A 13,700-nucleotide genomic window follows, 5' to 3' on the forward strand; every position below is an offset into this window, starting at 1 on the left:
GCAGGTTGGTTCAGCGCTTGATTGCCAGCACACCCACCTCGTTGAAGGCCGTCTCGCCCACTACGCGCAGATACCATGTTCCGGGACGCGGATTGTTCACGATGATGACCTCCGCGTTGCCTGGACGCGTGGAACGGTACTGTGCAGTGTCGGCGTCCGGCTTGACACCTTCCGAGGCGTACAGGCTGACATCGCCGCGGCCGCCGACGGTGCGCAGGTTCAGACTCTTCGTGCCCTCCGGCACGTCCAGCATGTAAAGGCTGGACTGTCCCGCAGCGCCGTTGACCCCACCCAGCACGACACCACTGGACAGCTCCGGGATCGGCAGTTCCGGCAAGGGGTTACCCAGTGCCAACTGCACCGCACGTGCGGCGTCGACCAACCCAGCACCGATGGGACGGTCAGCAGGGGGTTGCAAGGGGAACGGACGGACTGATTGGACCAGCAGCTGCTTCACCTGATCCGGCGTCAACGCCCCCCGACCCGCCGCGACTGCAGCAGACTGCATGAGGGCGACGATGCCGGCGACATGGGGGGATGCCATCGACGTACCCATCAGGCCGACAAGGATGTCTCTTCCCGCCACCGTGGCGCCGTCATTGCCGGTGGACCAGATCATTCCCTGCGAGATGTCGCCTGAGGAGCTTGTATCTCCGCCGGGCGCGGCCACATCCACCAGCGGCCCATAGTTGGAATAGCTGGCCATGGCGCCGTCGATGCCGGTCGCACCTACGGTGATCACATTGCGGCAACTGGCCGGGCTGTAAAACGCCGCGTTTGCTGCCTGGTTTCCGGCGGCCACGACCACCGTGGTGCCGCGCTTGACGGCCAGATCAATCGCTTCCTGCGTTGCGGAATCTTCAGCGCAGCTGCCGCTGCTACCCAGACTCATGTTGATCACATCGGCCGGCGTGGGATTGTCGGGAATCCCTTCGACATGGCCACCTGCCGCCCAGACGATGGCGTCGGCGATATCCGACGTCAAGCCACCGCAGTGCCCCAACACGCGGACGGGTTGCACTTTCGCGCCCCATGCCGTGCCTGCCACACCCAGGCCATTGTTGGTCATGGCCGCTACCGTGCCGGCAACATGCGTACCGTGCCAACTGCTGGGCGAGGAATCGCCACACCAGTCACCCGGGTCGGTCGCATCGGGATCACGGCCATCACCGTCACCAGCAACGTCGGGATCATCGGCTGATTGACCATACAAAGAAATGAAGTCGTAGCCAGGAATCAGGTTGTCTTTCAGGTCGACATGCGGCGTCGAGCCCGTATCGAGCACGGCAACCACCACGCCTTCGCCGGTGCTGTCTCCCCACGCCTTGGGTCCGTAGATACCCCCTACCGTATTGAGCAGGTCCCACTGGTAGATGGGCAGCTGTGGATCGTTGGGCATCAGATCCAGGGCGTACTTCCACGTATCCAGCTGCGCGTACAGCACGTCGGGATCCTTGCGCAGTTGTTCAAGCAACGCCAGGGTCTGTTCTGACCGAAGGACACGTCCAGCGCTGATGATGTCCGCACCAGTGGCGCTTCGGCGCAGACTGCGCAGCGTGGACATCGACCGTGCCGTGGATGCACCAAGCCCACGACTTGCAGCGGCCATCAGGCTCGTCTGTACGCGGCCGCGGTCGCGTGCAGGGGCACTGCCGGGCTTGTATTTGACGATCAGCTGGGTGGATGCCTGCCGTGGCGGCAGTTGTCGCAGTGGCTGGACCTTACGGCCGATCGTGAGATCGGCCGCCATCGCGGGGCCGGCCAGCGTACCCAGGGCAATAGCTGCGGCAAGTGCGCAGGAGCAGAGAGACACTTTTTTATTCATCATGTTCTATCCGTAACAGGCCACTGAATCGCCTGCTTGAGTGAAGGCCGCCCTTGCAGAGCGGCCCAGAGATCACAGGTCGATGCCGAAACCCACACCGGCAGAGCGGTCACTGCCACTGAACGCGCCGCCGAGGCTGATGCTGGCCCGTTCCCCTACCTGCTTGCCGTAGCCAACGGAAAGGGCTTGCTGCCCGTTCTGCCAACCGGCGCCCACCGCCACGCGTCCACGGGGGCTACGACTGCCCGAGGCGTTGATCGCCATGTTCATCATCGCGGTGCTCATCGCGCCTTGACGGTCGATCCGACGATCCTGCTGGCGCAGACGCTGATCCACACCCTGTGACAGATCGAGGAAGCGGTCGTCCAACTCCTTGTAACGCGAGTCCGTGTAACTGCGGGCCGATGCCAGGGTCTGTGCGTCGCCTGCATTGACCTGACCGACATTGGCCGCATCGGTGTCTGCCGTGCCCGTACCTACGTGAGTGACGCGACGTGGCTGAGCGTCGGTGCCCACCGACACCGTTCCGGTCTCATCGGCGACGGAACCCTTACCGATGGCCACCGAATCTGGCGCACTGCCAGCAGCGATCAAGCCGTTATCCGGATCGACACCGCCGCCACCGCCACCGACGGGAGGAGGCGTAACGCCGGTTTCAAGCGCGCCCACTCGAGTGTCCAGCTTGCCCAGTGCGTTGTCGAGTGCTCCAAAGGCCCCTCCGACATTGTCGTAACCCGCCCCGCCTATCGTATAAACCGGCCTCACCAGCATGCCGTCGGTGCCAAGTTGCGCGCCACCGCCCAACGCACGCGCAACACCTTGCAACTGCGAGACATTGACGGCGTCCCGGTCAGCGATACCCGCCTTGAGGTTGCTGATGGTGGTGCCCTGCTCGCCGCCCAAGCCGATGCGCGCCTTGTCTTCATCGTCGTAGCGCACTGCCGTGGCGGTGACCTCGCCGACATCGGCCATGGCTGAATCGAGCTGACGCTTGTTGACCGCATCGGTCGCCTCGGTCCCGTCGGCAACGTTGGTGATCTGTCGTTCGGCGCCTGCACTGCCTACCGATACTGTGTTTTCCCGATCGGCCCTGCTACCCGCACCGAGTGCGACCGAACGGTAAGCACTGGCCTGGGCAGAATTACCCAAGGCAACCGACTCCCCATTCGAGGCGTTTGCACCGGGTCCTATCGCAATGGTGTTGGAGGCACTGCTTGAAGCAAGTTCACCCAATGCAATGCTGCCGCTGCCGGATGCTTCGGACATTGGCCCGATGGCGATGGACGAAATGCCCGAGGCCGTGCTGAAGACACCCAATGCTGAGGAATACAACGCGCTTGCTTCACTGAAGCGGCCTACTGCCTGTGAAGAAACACCCCTGGCTACGGCGCCGTATCCGATTGCCGCACCACCGCTGCCACTTGCATTGGAGTGGGCGCCGAAAGCCAGAGCGGTGTCACCCTCGGCGTGCGCATTGAAGCCCAGCGCCGTGCTCTGACCACCGGAGGCCGAGGATGCTGCACCGATTGCGACGCCGGCACGGGCCGTTGCCTGCGCGCCCGCACCGAATGCTGAAGAAAAGGGACCGCTGGCCACCGTGTTGAGGTCAACGGGTCCGTCGTTGATCGACCCCCGGAACGTACCGCCAACGGCGGTGCTGGATTCGGCGGTCCCCGCGGCCCCGCTGCCGATGGCCAACGCATCATGGCCAATGCTCGACGCGCTGCTTCCTATGCCAATCGCCCCGTCGCCGTAAGCCAATGCTTGTGATCCCATTGACAGCGCACCGGTTCCCAGCGCGTTGCTCTGCTGACCCACTGCGACCGCACCTTGCCCGTCCGCGACAGCCTGCGGCCCCACCGCAGTAGCGCCGTCACCGCTGGCCAGCGGATCCTCACTGCCATCAACTGCCGAATCCACCGCCAGGAATCGCGTGGTTCCCGCCTTTGCTTCCACTGCCTTCAGCTGGGCCACGTTTACTGCATCGTAGTCTTCCGTACCGGCCGCCACATCGGTGATCTGCCGCTGCATCACCCCGTGGGCGTCGCCCAGGATGTCAAACCACTCCTGCGATGCGCCTACCGATACCGCATTGGGCCGCGTCGCCAGCGATCCGTAGCCGAGGGCCACGCTGCCGGTGGCCTGCTCCTGGGTCCAGGCGTTGCCGATGGCGACACTGCGATCTGCATACGCAATCGCCATGGTGCCTATTCCGGTCGCGTATTCCCCATGCGTGTAAGACAGCTTGCCCACGGCAACACTGCCCAGGCCATCGGACACGCTGGAACCGCCCAATGCCATTGCCGCGCTGCCGGTGGCCTTGGCACCGGCACCCAGCGCGACGGCCTGGAACGCGCCGGCCTGGCTGCTGTCACCCAGGGCCACGCCAAACGCCCCGCTCGCCGCCGCGCGAGTTCCGACCGCCAGCGCACTCCATTCCGACGCCTGTGCGTTCGAGCCCAGTGCCATCGACGACAAGCCCGTGGCCCGAGCCTGCGGACCCAGCGCGGTGGCATTGGCATAATCGGCCAGGCTGTCGGCACCGATGGCGATGTTGTTGCTCAACGTCGCGGGATTTTCCGTACCCATCGCACGCGCGTTGCTGCCCAGCGCGATGCTGTTGGCCCCCGTGGTGACGGCCTGCTGGCCGATAGCCGTGCTGTTGTTGCCCTGGGCCCTGCTGTCCGCACCAATGCCCACCGCACGGTCGCCGAAGGCGGCGCTCAGCGCCCCCAAGGCAACCGCATCGCTGCCCAGCGCGCGCGCAGACTGGCCTACGGCCATGCTGTTGCTGCCGCTCGCTTGGGTGTTTTCCGCCACGCACAGATCACACACGTACTGACCGCCGATGGCGATCGCGCCATCGCCGCTGGCGGTGGCCAGGTACCCCGTGGCGACGCCACGGAAACCCGATGCGCTGGCGCTGGTACCCAGCGCGACTGCCCCGTTGCCGGCGGCTTGGCTGTCCATGCCGATGGCGGTGGAGAAATCCCCCTCTGCCGCGGACTGCAATCCCACGGCAATGCCGGCGGCGCCCTTCGCGTGCGACTGCGTACCCAGCGCCACCGAACTGTTGCCCTCGGCGTTGGCCAGCCCACCAGTGGCCACGCTGGCGTACCCACTGGACGACGACTGCGAGCCCACCGCGACCGCACCGGCACCGGATGCTGTGCTGCCATCGCCGACCGCGATGGCAGACTGCGCCGAAGCGACTGCCCCCGTACCCAGCGCGATCGCATTGGTCGCCTGCGCCTGGGCCATCACACCCACTGCCAAAGCACCCTCACCGCTTGCGCTCGCATCGTCGCTCCCATCGTCCTTGCCATCGACATCCACATAACCCGAGGCAGTGGACGTGGTGGGGAGCGTTGAGGCGTCCGATGCCATCGACGCCCACGCCGGCACCAACAACGCACCGGCCACCAAGCAACGCACCACGCGTCGCCTCTGGCCTGTACCGCGGCCCGGCGAGGCCAGCTCCGAGGCCACGACCAGTTGCTGTAGCGAGCGGCTCCACACACGACTGAAAATCCTGTTCATTCATCACCTGATGAGTTGAAGGGCAAGGCACTCCCGTCCCGCAGGCAGGCAGCGCAAGGCGCTGCACTGGATCGCAGGTCCAGAAGCAGAAGGTGTGCACGTCCCAGCAACTTGAATGCGCGAAAACTGAAAGCGCGCTGCGACGGCGCGGATGAACGTACGGTTCAGCTGCAATCGTTGTCACGCACGCAACCTCACCAAATACTCGCCATTTCTCACCGTCACCCGCGACGACGCATGTCATGACGAGTCAGTACACACCGCGTTCCCTTTCTCCCGCCGAGACGACGCAGCGTCCATGGGCGACGCTACCCAGCGCATGCTCCGGCCGGCTGTTCGTGCAGCTGCAGCTGCTGCTGTTGCTGCACGCAGGCGTGCAGCTGCTGGATGGGGGATCGATGCTGTCCGTACGCCCGTTGCCCCCGCACTGGATGCCGAACCTGTTGATGGCCTTGCTGGCAACGACCACCGCCGTGCTGTGCGCGACGTGCGTTGCGGCGGGACGCGTGCGGTCGGGTGTGGGCACGCTGGTGGTCGTCAGCCTTGTCAGCAGCCTGTTCGCCGCGCATTGGATAGGCGTTTCGACCGCTGCGCTGCATCCTGTCACCTTGCTTTTCCTGCCGCTGCTGGCGTGCCTTGCGGCAGGAAGGGCCGCGCTCTGGTCCGTCTGGTTCGCCCTGGTCTGCCTGCTGGCACTGAACAGAGAAACCACGCCGCTGCCGTGGGCGGCGGGATACACCCTGCTGACGCTGGGCATCGATGGCGTGCTACGGATGCACACCGTAGAGCGGGCACGCCAGCACGACGACGCCGCTCGGCTGCAACAGGAAGTGGCACGTTGTGCGCAGCTGCGGGCACGTCTGCATCGCGCCGAAAAGCTGGCGGTAATGGGCCGCTTGAACCGGGGCATCGCCCACGATTTCAATCACGTCCTGGCGCTTTTGCAGGGCTTCTGCGACCAGGCGCAGCGCCGTTCGATGCAGCTGCCGCCGGACGAGGAACTGGACAATACCCTGCAGGGAATGAACCAGGCGGTACAGCTCGGCGAACATCTGAGTGGTGCGCTGCTGCGCGTCAGTCGCCTGGATGACATGCGCCCTGAGCGGTTTGACGCAGGCTGCGCACTGCTGCAGCTGCGGCCGCTGCTGGAGCCGCTTTTCATCAACCGCAGCCAACTGCGTCCGCTGCACATCAGCAGTACGGCAAGCCTGCACATGGACCGCAGCGAGTTCGCGCTGATGATCCTGAATCTGGTAATCAATGCACGCGATGCGCTGCGACCGGCGTCGGCCGACCATGTGCGCATCGCGCTGGACCGGCACGGCGATCAGGTGGAAATATCGGTCCGCGACAGCGGCCGCGGCATGCACGCGCTGCAACGACAACGGCTGTTCGATCCCCTTTACAGCGGTCGGACGTCGGGTCGCGGCAACGGGCTTGGGCTGATGCTGGTGCAGGAGCGGGTGACCGCCTACGGGGGCACGATCAGCGTGCACAGCGCGTTGGGCGAAGGCACCGACGTGCGACTGCGGCTGCCTGCCGCCTAGGGCGCGAACACGTAGCCCTGCCCGTGCACGGCAAGCAAGGGAAAGCGATGGCCGCTGGCGGCCGCTATCTTGCGCCGCAGACGATGGATCAGCGAGTCGAGCCGATGCGGATCAAACGTATGCACATCCCCTGTCAGCAGGGCGATCAGTGCATCGCGGCCCACGACTTCACCGCTGCGAGCGATCAGGCAGTGCAACAGCGGACGCTCACTGCGGGTGAGCGCCATCGTGCGACCGCAGGGAGCCAGCAGGCGCCAGCCGTCCGCGTCCAACTGCCATCTTCCGGTCAGCGCGTGCTCCTGCGCGGCACCTGCGTGGCTATCGGCCAAGCGCCGGCCCACGCTGTGCAGCGTGGCCGCCAGCAACTCGATCTTCACCGGCTTGACCAGATAGGCATCGGCGCCGTCGACCAGGCCACGCACCTGGTCGGCCAAGGCGCGGCGGCCGGTCAGCATGACGATTCCGACACCGGGCAGCTGTAACCGCAGCGATGGCGCCAGCTCGAAGCCGTCAGCGTCTGGCAGACCCGGATCCAGCACGATGAGGTCCGGAACCGCCACCCGCAGTGCCTCCTGCAGCGCCGCCGCCGTGCCGACGCCGTGGGCCTGGAAGCCGTGCTCGCGCAGTCCCGGCAGCAGGATGCGCTCACGCAGAAGACCGTCATCTTCGACAACGATCAGCCGCAACGCGGAAGAATCAGATGGGTGCACGTGCTGCCCTTCAACAGATCAACGCACTGCATCCTAGCCCAGCGATCAGCCTCACCTGCCAACGCCAATCGACGTCCGCGCGATGCGCAGCACGTCGTCCAGCAATGCCGCGGCGGTCACCTCAGCGCCCGCGCCAGGCCCCTGGATCAGAAGGGGTTGTTCGCGATAGCGGTCGCTGTGGATCGCGACACGGTTATCGGTTCCCGCGCCGAGCGCCAGCGGATGGTCAACAGGCAGCGCCTGCACGCCCACATGCGCCGTGCCACGCTCGATGCAGCCGATGAAACGCAGTCGCCGGCCTGCGTCCTCGGCCTGCCGCCAGCGCGCGTGGATGCCTGCATCCAGCAGCTCCAACTGCGCCAGTGCCTCGGCCAACGACAGGGCAGCCAGGCCGGCGGGCACCAGAGACGTCACTTGGACCTGGCTTGCGTCCATGGCCAGGCCGCAGGCGCGCGCCAGGATCAGCAGCTTGCGGCGAACGTCCTCACCGGAAAGATCTTCACGGGGATCCGGCTCGGTGTAGCCCGCTGCCACCGCCTCACGCACGGCGACGGAAAACGGCTGACGGCCATCGTAACGATTGAACAACCACGCCAGCGATCCGGACAGGACACCTTCGATGCGATGGATGCGGTCGCCTCCTTCCACCAATGCACGCAGGCTGCTCAGCAACGGCAGTCCGGCACCGACAGTGGCACTGTCGCCGTAGACCGCACCGGTGTCGGTGCAGCCCCGATGGATCTGCTGCGCGCGTTCCAGCTGCGCGCCCTGCCCCAGCTTGTTGGCGGTGACCACGTGCACCCCCCGCGCTACCCACGGGGCGTGCTCGGCGGCCACAAGGTCGCTCGCTGTGGCATCGACCACCACGTCACCGGCACGCAGCGTGTCGGCGTGCGACCACGGCAATGCGCCGACGGTCCGCTGCGGCGCACTGCGCACCTGCTCCAGCGATTCCGCCGGATCGGCAGTGCAGGCCAGCGTGGTGCGCGAATTGGCCAGCCACTGCAGCGCAGGCAGCTGGGCGCCACCGGCCCGTAGCGCCTGATAGCGGGTGACGAAGGCAGTACCGACCGTGCCCGTACCCAACAGGGCCAGGCGCGCGGTCTGCGGCGGGGTGGATCTGGCGAGCAGCGCATTCATGCGTCGACAGCCTGTTTGCGGCCTGCGCCCGCATTGACCACCGTCGCCGCACGCTCCAGCGCCAAGGTCAGGTCGGCCAGCAGGTCACGCTCGGATTCGATGCCGACCGACAGGCGCAGCAGTCCCTCGCTGATGCCGGCAGCCTGGCGCGCCTCGACGCTCATTGCCGCGTGCGTCATGGTGGCCGGATGCGCCACCAGGCTCTCGACGCCCCCCAGCGACTCGGCCAGCGTGAAATACCGCAGGCCGTCGACGAAGGCGCGCACCGCCGCATGGGGGTCGTCGCCTTCGCACTGGACCAGCTCGAACGACAGCATCGCGCCGAATCCACTCTGCTGCCGCGCCGCGATCGCATGGCCGGGATGGTCCGCCAGGCCGGGGTAGTACACCTGCGCCACGGCCGGATGGTCCGCCAGCAGCGACACGATGGCCGCCGTGTTCTCCTGGTGCACGCGCAGACGCGCGTCCAGCGTGCGCAGCCCGCGCAGGGTCAGGAAGGCGTCGAACGGCGAGCCGGTCAAGCCGAGCGCGTTGGCCCACCAGGTCAACTGCTGTGCCAGTTCGGGATCACGCGCCACGACCGCTCCACCGACGACATCACTGTGACCATTGATGTACTTGGTGGTCGAGTGCAGCACCAGGTCAGCACCAAACGCCAGTGGCTGCTGCAGCGCCGGCGACAGGAACGTGTTGTCGACCACGACCCGCGCGCCGGCTTTGTGCGCGGCATCGATCACGAAGCGCAGGTCGGTGATGCGCAGCAGCGGGTTGGACGGCGTTTCCACCAGCACCAGTTTCGGCGAGGTGGCCAGGGCCTGTGCCAGCGAGCGCGGGTCGGTCAGGTCGGCAGTGACCAGCTTGAACTGGCCTTTGCCGGCCAACGCGTTGAACAGGCGCCAGCTGCCGCCGTACGCGTCATGCGGCACCACCAGCGTGTCGTCCGGTCCCAGCAGTGCCTGCAGGACCAGGTTGATCGCGCCCATGCCGGTCGCCGTCACCACGCCACCCGCACCGCCTTCGAGTTCGGCCAGTGCCTCGCCCAGCAGGTCGCGGGTCGGGTTGCCACTGCGCGTGTAGTCGTATTGCCGCTTGTTGTTGAAGCCATCGAAGCTGAAGTTCGAGGACAGCACGATCGGCGGTGTCACCGCACCGTGTGCCGTATCGCGGTCAATGCCGGCGCGGACGGCGGCCGTGGTGCGACTACAGGGCAGTGCAGCGTTATCGGAGCGGCTCATGCGGTTTCTCCCGGGATGCGGATGGCGTTGGCGAGGATCGCGTCGATGCGATCGGTTTCTTTGAGGAAGGCGTCGTGGCCGTAAGGCGAGCGCAGCACGCGCAGACTGCCGCGCGGACCCAGGCCTTCAACCAGGCTGACAAGATCGGCCAGCGGTACCAGCCGATCACCTTCCACGGCGACGACCACGGTCGGCAGCAACAGCTGCGCCGGATCGATGCGATGCAGGTCGATGGATTCAGACAGGCGCAGCCACGCGATGACCGGTGTGCGCGCGACGTACTGCGCGGCAGCCGCATCCAGATAATCTTCGGCAGCGACACGCACGCGCCCATTGATGACTTCCGGGGCCGCATCGAAGCGTTCACTGAACTCTTCCGGCGTGCGGTAGCTCAGCATGGCGAACTGGCGGGCGAGTGCGAGGCCGTTCTCGTCGCTGCACTGCAGCTGGCCCAGCGCGACGGCACGGCGCTGCAGAGCGCGCCAGGCGGCAGCGTAAGGATGTGCCCGATGCGCGCCGCTGACCACGACCAGACGCTGCACGCGTCGGCGGTGGCGCAGACCGAACTGCTGCGCCACCAATGCGCCGTAGGAATAGCCGACAAAGGCCTGCAGCTGCGCGATGGCCAGGTGATCCAGCAGGATCGCCAGCGCGTCGGCCTGGTCGGCGGTGTCGATCGGTACGTCCAACGCGCCGTCGGCGCCGATGAAGTCGAACGCCAGAATGCGCAGCACCTGCGGATCCAGCGTGCGGCCCGAGCCGACCAGTCCCTCGGCCCAGCCTTTTTCGCTGAACTGCGCATTGGCCGCGACATGGCGGTTGGCGGAGATGCCGCCGGCCAGCACCACGACGGGCGCATCGGCGGGGCCGACACATTCATAGCGCAGGCGGATGGCGCGTGGTCCCGCGTGGCGCATGTCCAGCACCGCGGCGAACTCGCCGCGCACGGCATGCACGCGGTCTTCGACCGGCACGCTGACGGGGACAAAGGATTCGGAACGGGGGGCAGTGGCGGGGGCGAAGCTCATGGCGGTATCCAATAAGGGAAACATTCCCGAGGAGTGGCCATCGAGCCTTCGCAGGGCTCGCGTCCAAGCGGCACCCACGGGTGCACGCTCGAACCATCTTCCGGTAGACACGACAGTCCCCGCAGGATTTGGCACCTACGCCGACGCTTGCGCGCCTGCGGGCTGCCCCGGCTTCAAAGGGCCTGTCCCTCTGCCGGTCTCGATGGTGGAGCCACGATGCCAGCAGATTTTCGACCTGTCAATCCCTTCATGCGGATGAAGAGATGGACGACGAGCGCTGCAGCCCTGGGTCCGTTCGGCACGGTGCGGCCTGCTAGAGTCCGACCTCACCCTTTCCCGGCCGCTTCATGCGTCGCCTGCTGCTCTGCCCCGTCCTGCTGCCATTGTTGGCCCTGTCCAGCCCTGCCTCTGACTGGCGCAGTGGCTGGGGACTGACGGCTGGCGGGCACGACGCACCCGTCGCTTACCAGCTTCCGTTCGATGAACGACGCTTCAGTGTCGGTCAGGCGCCCGAGGGCCGGTTCAGCCACCGCGATGCGGAGAACCGCTACGCCGTGGATTTCACCCTGCCCGAAGGCACGCCGGTGCTTGCTGCCCGCGCCGGACGCGTCACCCGCGTGCAGTCAGGCTTCAGCGGCAACGGACTTGCACCGCGCGACCGCGAACGGGCGAACTATGTCCGCATCACCCACGACGACGGCAGCATGGCCGTGTACGCCCACCTGCTGCAGGACGGTGTCACGGTGCGCGAGGGCCAGTACGTGGACGCCGGCCAGCGCATCGCCCTGTCCGGCAACACCGGCTACAGCACCGCTCCGCACCTTCACTTTGCCGTCCAGCTACAGCAGGGCACCCAACTGCACTCCATCCCAGTGCGCATCGTCACCCCCCGCGGCGAACTCCACTTCCCAAAAGGGGACGGAGGGGATTAAGACGCATCTGGCCTCCGACATGGCCAGATGCGTCTTAATCCCCTCCGTCCCCTTTTTCGGCGATAATCATCGGCTTACTTCATTGATCTGCGCCCCGGGCGGGCGCCCCCTGCCATGTCCGATGTCGCCACTGAAGCCGCGCGCCGCCGCACCTTCGCCATCATTTCCCACCCCGATGCGGGCAAGACCACGCTGACCGAAAAGCTGTTGCTGTTCGGCGGCGCGATCCAGATGGCCGGCTCGGTCAAGGGCCGCAAGGCCGCGCGCCATGCGACGTCCGACTGGATGGCGCTGGAAAAGGAGCGCGGTATCTCGGTCACCTCGTCGGTGATGCAGTTCCCCTACGAAGGCAAGATCGTCAACCTGCTCGACACGCCGGGCCATGCCGACTTCGGCGAGGACACCTATCGCGTGCTGACCGCGGTCGATTCGGCGCTGATGGTGATCGACGTCGCCAAGGGCGTGGAAGAGCGCACCATCAAGCTGATGGAGGTCTGCCGGCTTCGCGACACGCCGATCATGACCTTCATCAACAAGCTGGACCGCGAAGGCAAGGAACCGATCGACCTGCTGGACGAAGTCGAAAGCGTGCTGGGCATCCAGTGTGCGCCGGTGACCTGGCCGATCGGCATGGGCCAGCGCCTGAAGGGCGTCGTGCACCTGATCAGCGGCGAAGTACATCTGTACGAGCAGGGGCGCAACTTCACCCGCCAGGACTCGACCATCTTCCCCTCCATCGACGCACCGGGACTGGCCGAGAAGATCGGCGCGCCGATGCTGGCCGAACTGCGCGATGAACTGGAACTCGTACAGGGCGCCAGCCATCCGTTCGACCTGGATGCTTACCGCGCCGGCAAGCAGACGCCGGTGTTCTTCGGCTCGGGCGTGAACAACTTCGGCGTGCAGCCGCTGCTGGATTTCTTCGTCGAACACGCGCCGTCGCCGCAGGCGCGCGCCAGCACCGGCCGGGACGTCGCGCCGCAGGAAAACAAGCTCACCGGCTTCGTGTTCAAGATCCAGGCCAACATGGACCCGCAGCACCGCGACCGCGTGGCCTTCATGCGCGTATGTTCGGGCCGTTTCGCCGCTGGCATGAAAACCCTGCATGTGCGCACGGGCAAGGACATGAAGCTGGCCAACGCGCTGACCTTCATGGCCAGCGACCGCGAGATCGCCGCCGAGGCGTGGCCGGGCGATGTGATCGGCATCCACAACCACGGCACCATCTCCATCGGTGACACGTTCACCGAGGGCGAGGCGATCACCTTCACCGGCATCCCCAACTTCGCTCCGGAATTGTTCCGCCGGGCCCGCCTGCGCGATCCGCTGAAGCTCAAGCAGCTGCAGAAGGGTCTGGCGCAGCTGTCCGAAGAAGGCGCCACCCAGTTCTTCCGTCCGCTGATGAGCAACGACCTGATCCTGGGTGCGGTGGGCGTGCTGCAGTTCGACGTGGCGGCGTATCGCCTCAAGGACGAATACGGCGTGGAAGCGGCCTTCGAACCGGTCGGTGTGGTCACCGCGCGCTGGGTCACCTGCAGCAACGAAAAGAAGCTGGAAGAGTTCCGCGAGAAGAACGCGCTGAATCTGGCGGTGGATGCGGCCGGTCAGCTGGTGTATCTGGCCCCGACCCGCGTCAACCTGCAGCTGGCGCAGGAACGTGCGCCGGACGTGCGCTTCTCCGCTACCCGCGAAGCAGCGTATACCGCTACGTCCTGAACCCGCGTCTGGCCGGGCGTGCACGCA

8 protein-coding genes, 1 pseudogene and 1 riboswitch are annotated in these 13,700 nt (G+C 66.2%); of the genes and pseudogenes, 3 read left to right on the forward strand and 6 right to left on the reverse strand.

Annotation, left to right across the window (positions count from 1 at the left end):
- Nucleotides 1-10: 10 nt before the first annotated feature.
- Nucleotides 11-1,828, reverse strand: a complete 1,818-nt coding sequence (locus tag IFT58_RS15110) for a S8 family peptidase (RefSeq protein ID WP_192095825.1) — start codon at nucleotides 1,826-1,828, stop codon at nucleotides 11-13.
- A gap of 69 nt (nucleotides 1,829-1,897) precedes the next feature.
- Nucleotides 1,898-5,365, reverse strand: a complete 3,468-nt coding sequence (locus tag IFT58_RS15115) for an ESPR-type extended signal peptide-containing protein (RefSeq protein ID WP_192095827.1) — start codon at nucleotides 5,363-5,365, stop codon at nucleotides 1,898-1,900.
- A 338-nt stretch (nucleotides 5,366-5,703) separates the two neighbouring features.
- Here IFT58_RS15115 and IFT58_RS15120 point away from each other — a divergent pair, with 338 nt between their 5' ends.
- Complete coding sequence (locus IFT58_RS15120; RefSeq protein WP_192095829.1) at nucleotides 5,704-6,912, forward strand: HAMP domain-containing sensor histidine kinase; 1,209 nt, start codon at nucleotides 5,704-5,706, stop codon at nucleotides 6,910-6,912.
- Here IFT58_RS15120 and IFT58_RS15125 read toward each other — a convergent pair.
- Genes IFT58_RS15125 through IFT58_RS15140 form a run of 4 tightly spaced genes read right to left on the reverse strand, consistent with a single transcriptional unit; the run spans nucleotide 6,909 to nucleotide 11,049 of the window.
- The gene (locus IFT58_RS15125; protein WP_342029571.1) at nucleotides 6,909-7,622 is read right to left on the reverse strand and encodes a response regulator transcription factor; all 714 of its coding nucleotides are present in this window, start codon (nucleotides 7,620-7,622) and stop codon (nucleotides 6,909-6,911) included. The genes IFT58_RS15120 and IFT58_RS15125 overlap by 4 nt on opposite strands.
- Nucleotides 7,623-7,673: 51 nt before the next feature.
- Entirely contained in the window at nucleotides 7,674-8,762 is a 1,089-nt protein-coding gene (locus tag IFT58_RS15130; RefSeq protein WP_192095831.1) for a homoserine dehydrogenase, read from the reverse strand.
- A complete protein-coding gene (locus IFT58_RS15135) occupies nucleotides 8,759-9,997 on the reverse strand; it encodes an O-succinylhomoserine (thiol)-lyase (protein ID WP_192095833.1) in 1,239 nt (412 codons plus the stop codon). The genes IFT58_RS15130 and IFT58_RS15135 overlap by 4 nt, the downstream gene beginning before the upstream one ends.
- Entirely contained in the window at nucleotides 9,994-11,049 is a 1,056-nt protein-coding gene (locus tag IFT58_RS15140) for a homoserine O-succinyltransferase (RefSeq protein ID WP_342029572.1), read from the reverse strand. The genes IFT58_RS15135 and IFT58_RS15140 overlap by 4 nt, the downstream gene beginning before the upstream one ends.
- 66 nt (nucleotides 11,050-11,115) lie before the next feature.
- A riboswitch (SAM riboswitch) is annotated at nucleotides 11,116-11,234 on the reverse strand.
- A gap of 249 nt (nucleotides 11,235-11,483) precedes the next feature.
- Here IFT58_RS15140 and IFT58_RS15145 point away from each other — a divergent pair.
- Both IFT58_RS15145 and IFT58_RS15150 read left to right on the forward strand, forming a co-directional pair.
- Nucleotides 11,484-11,957: pseudogene (locus IFT58_RS15145) on the forward strand (M23 family metallopeptidase); the annotation flags it as partial.
- Between the two features lie 114 nt (nucleotides 11,958-12,071).
- Complete coding sequence (locus IFT58_RS15150) at nucleotides 12,072-13,673, forward strand: peptide chain release factor 3 (RefSeq protein WP_192095839.1); 1,602 nt, start codon at nucleotides 12,072-12,074, stop codon at nucleotides 13,671-13,673.
- The last annotated feature ends 27 nt before the right edge of the window (nucleotides 13,674-13,700 follow it).

Source organism: Stenotrophomonas sp. CFBP 13718, assembly GCF_014842145.1.
GTDB lineage: Bacteria > Pseudomonadota > Gammaproteobacteria > Xanthomonadales > Xanthomonadaceae > Stenotrophomonas.

Bases quoted from the DNA above. Each gene is read 5' to 3' on its own strand.
- IFT58_RS15150 (WP_192095839.1), top strand. From the start codon at position 12,072: ATGTCCGATGTCGCCACTGAAGCCGCGCGCCGCCGCACCTTCGCCATC.
- IFT58_RS15115 (WP_192095827.1), bottom strand. From the start codon at position 5,365: ATGAACAGGATTTTCAGTCGTGTGTGGAGCCGCTCGCTACAGCAACTG.
- IFT58_RS15110 (WP_192095825.1), bottom strand. From the start codon at position 1,828: ATGATGAATAAAAAAGTGTCTCTCTGCTCCTGCGCACTTGCCGCAGCT.
- IFT58_RS15140 (WP_342029572.1), bottom strand. From the start codon at position 11,049: ATGTTTCCCTTATTGGATACCGCCATGAGCTTCGCCCCCGCCACTGCC.
- IFT58_RS15135 (WP_192095833.1), bottom strand. From the start codon at position 9,997: ATGAGCCGCTCCGATAACGCTGCACTGCCCTGTAGTCGCACCACGGCC.
- IFT58_RS15130 (WP_192095831.1), bottom strand. From the start codon at position 8,762: ATGAATGCGCTGCTCGCCAGATCCACCCCGCCGCAGACCGCGCGCCTG.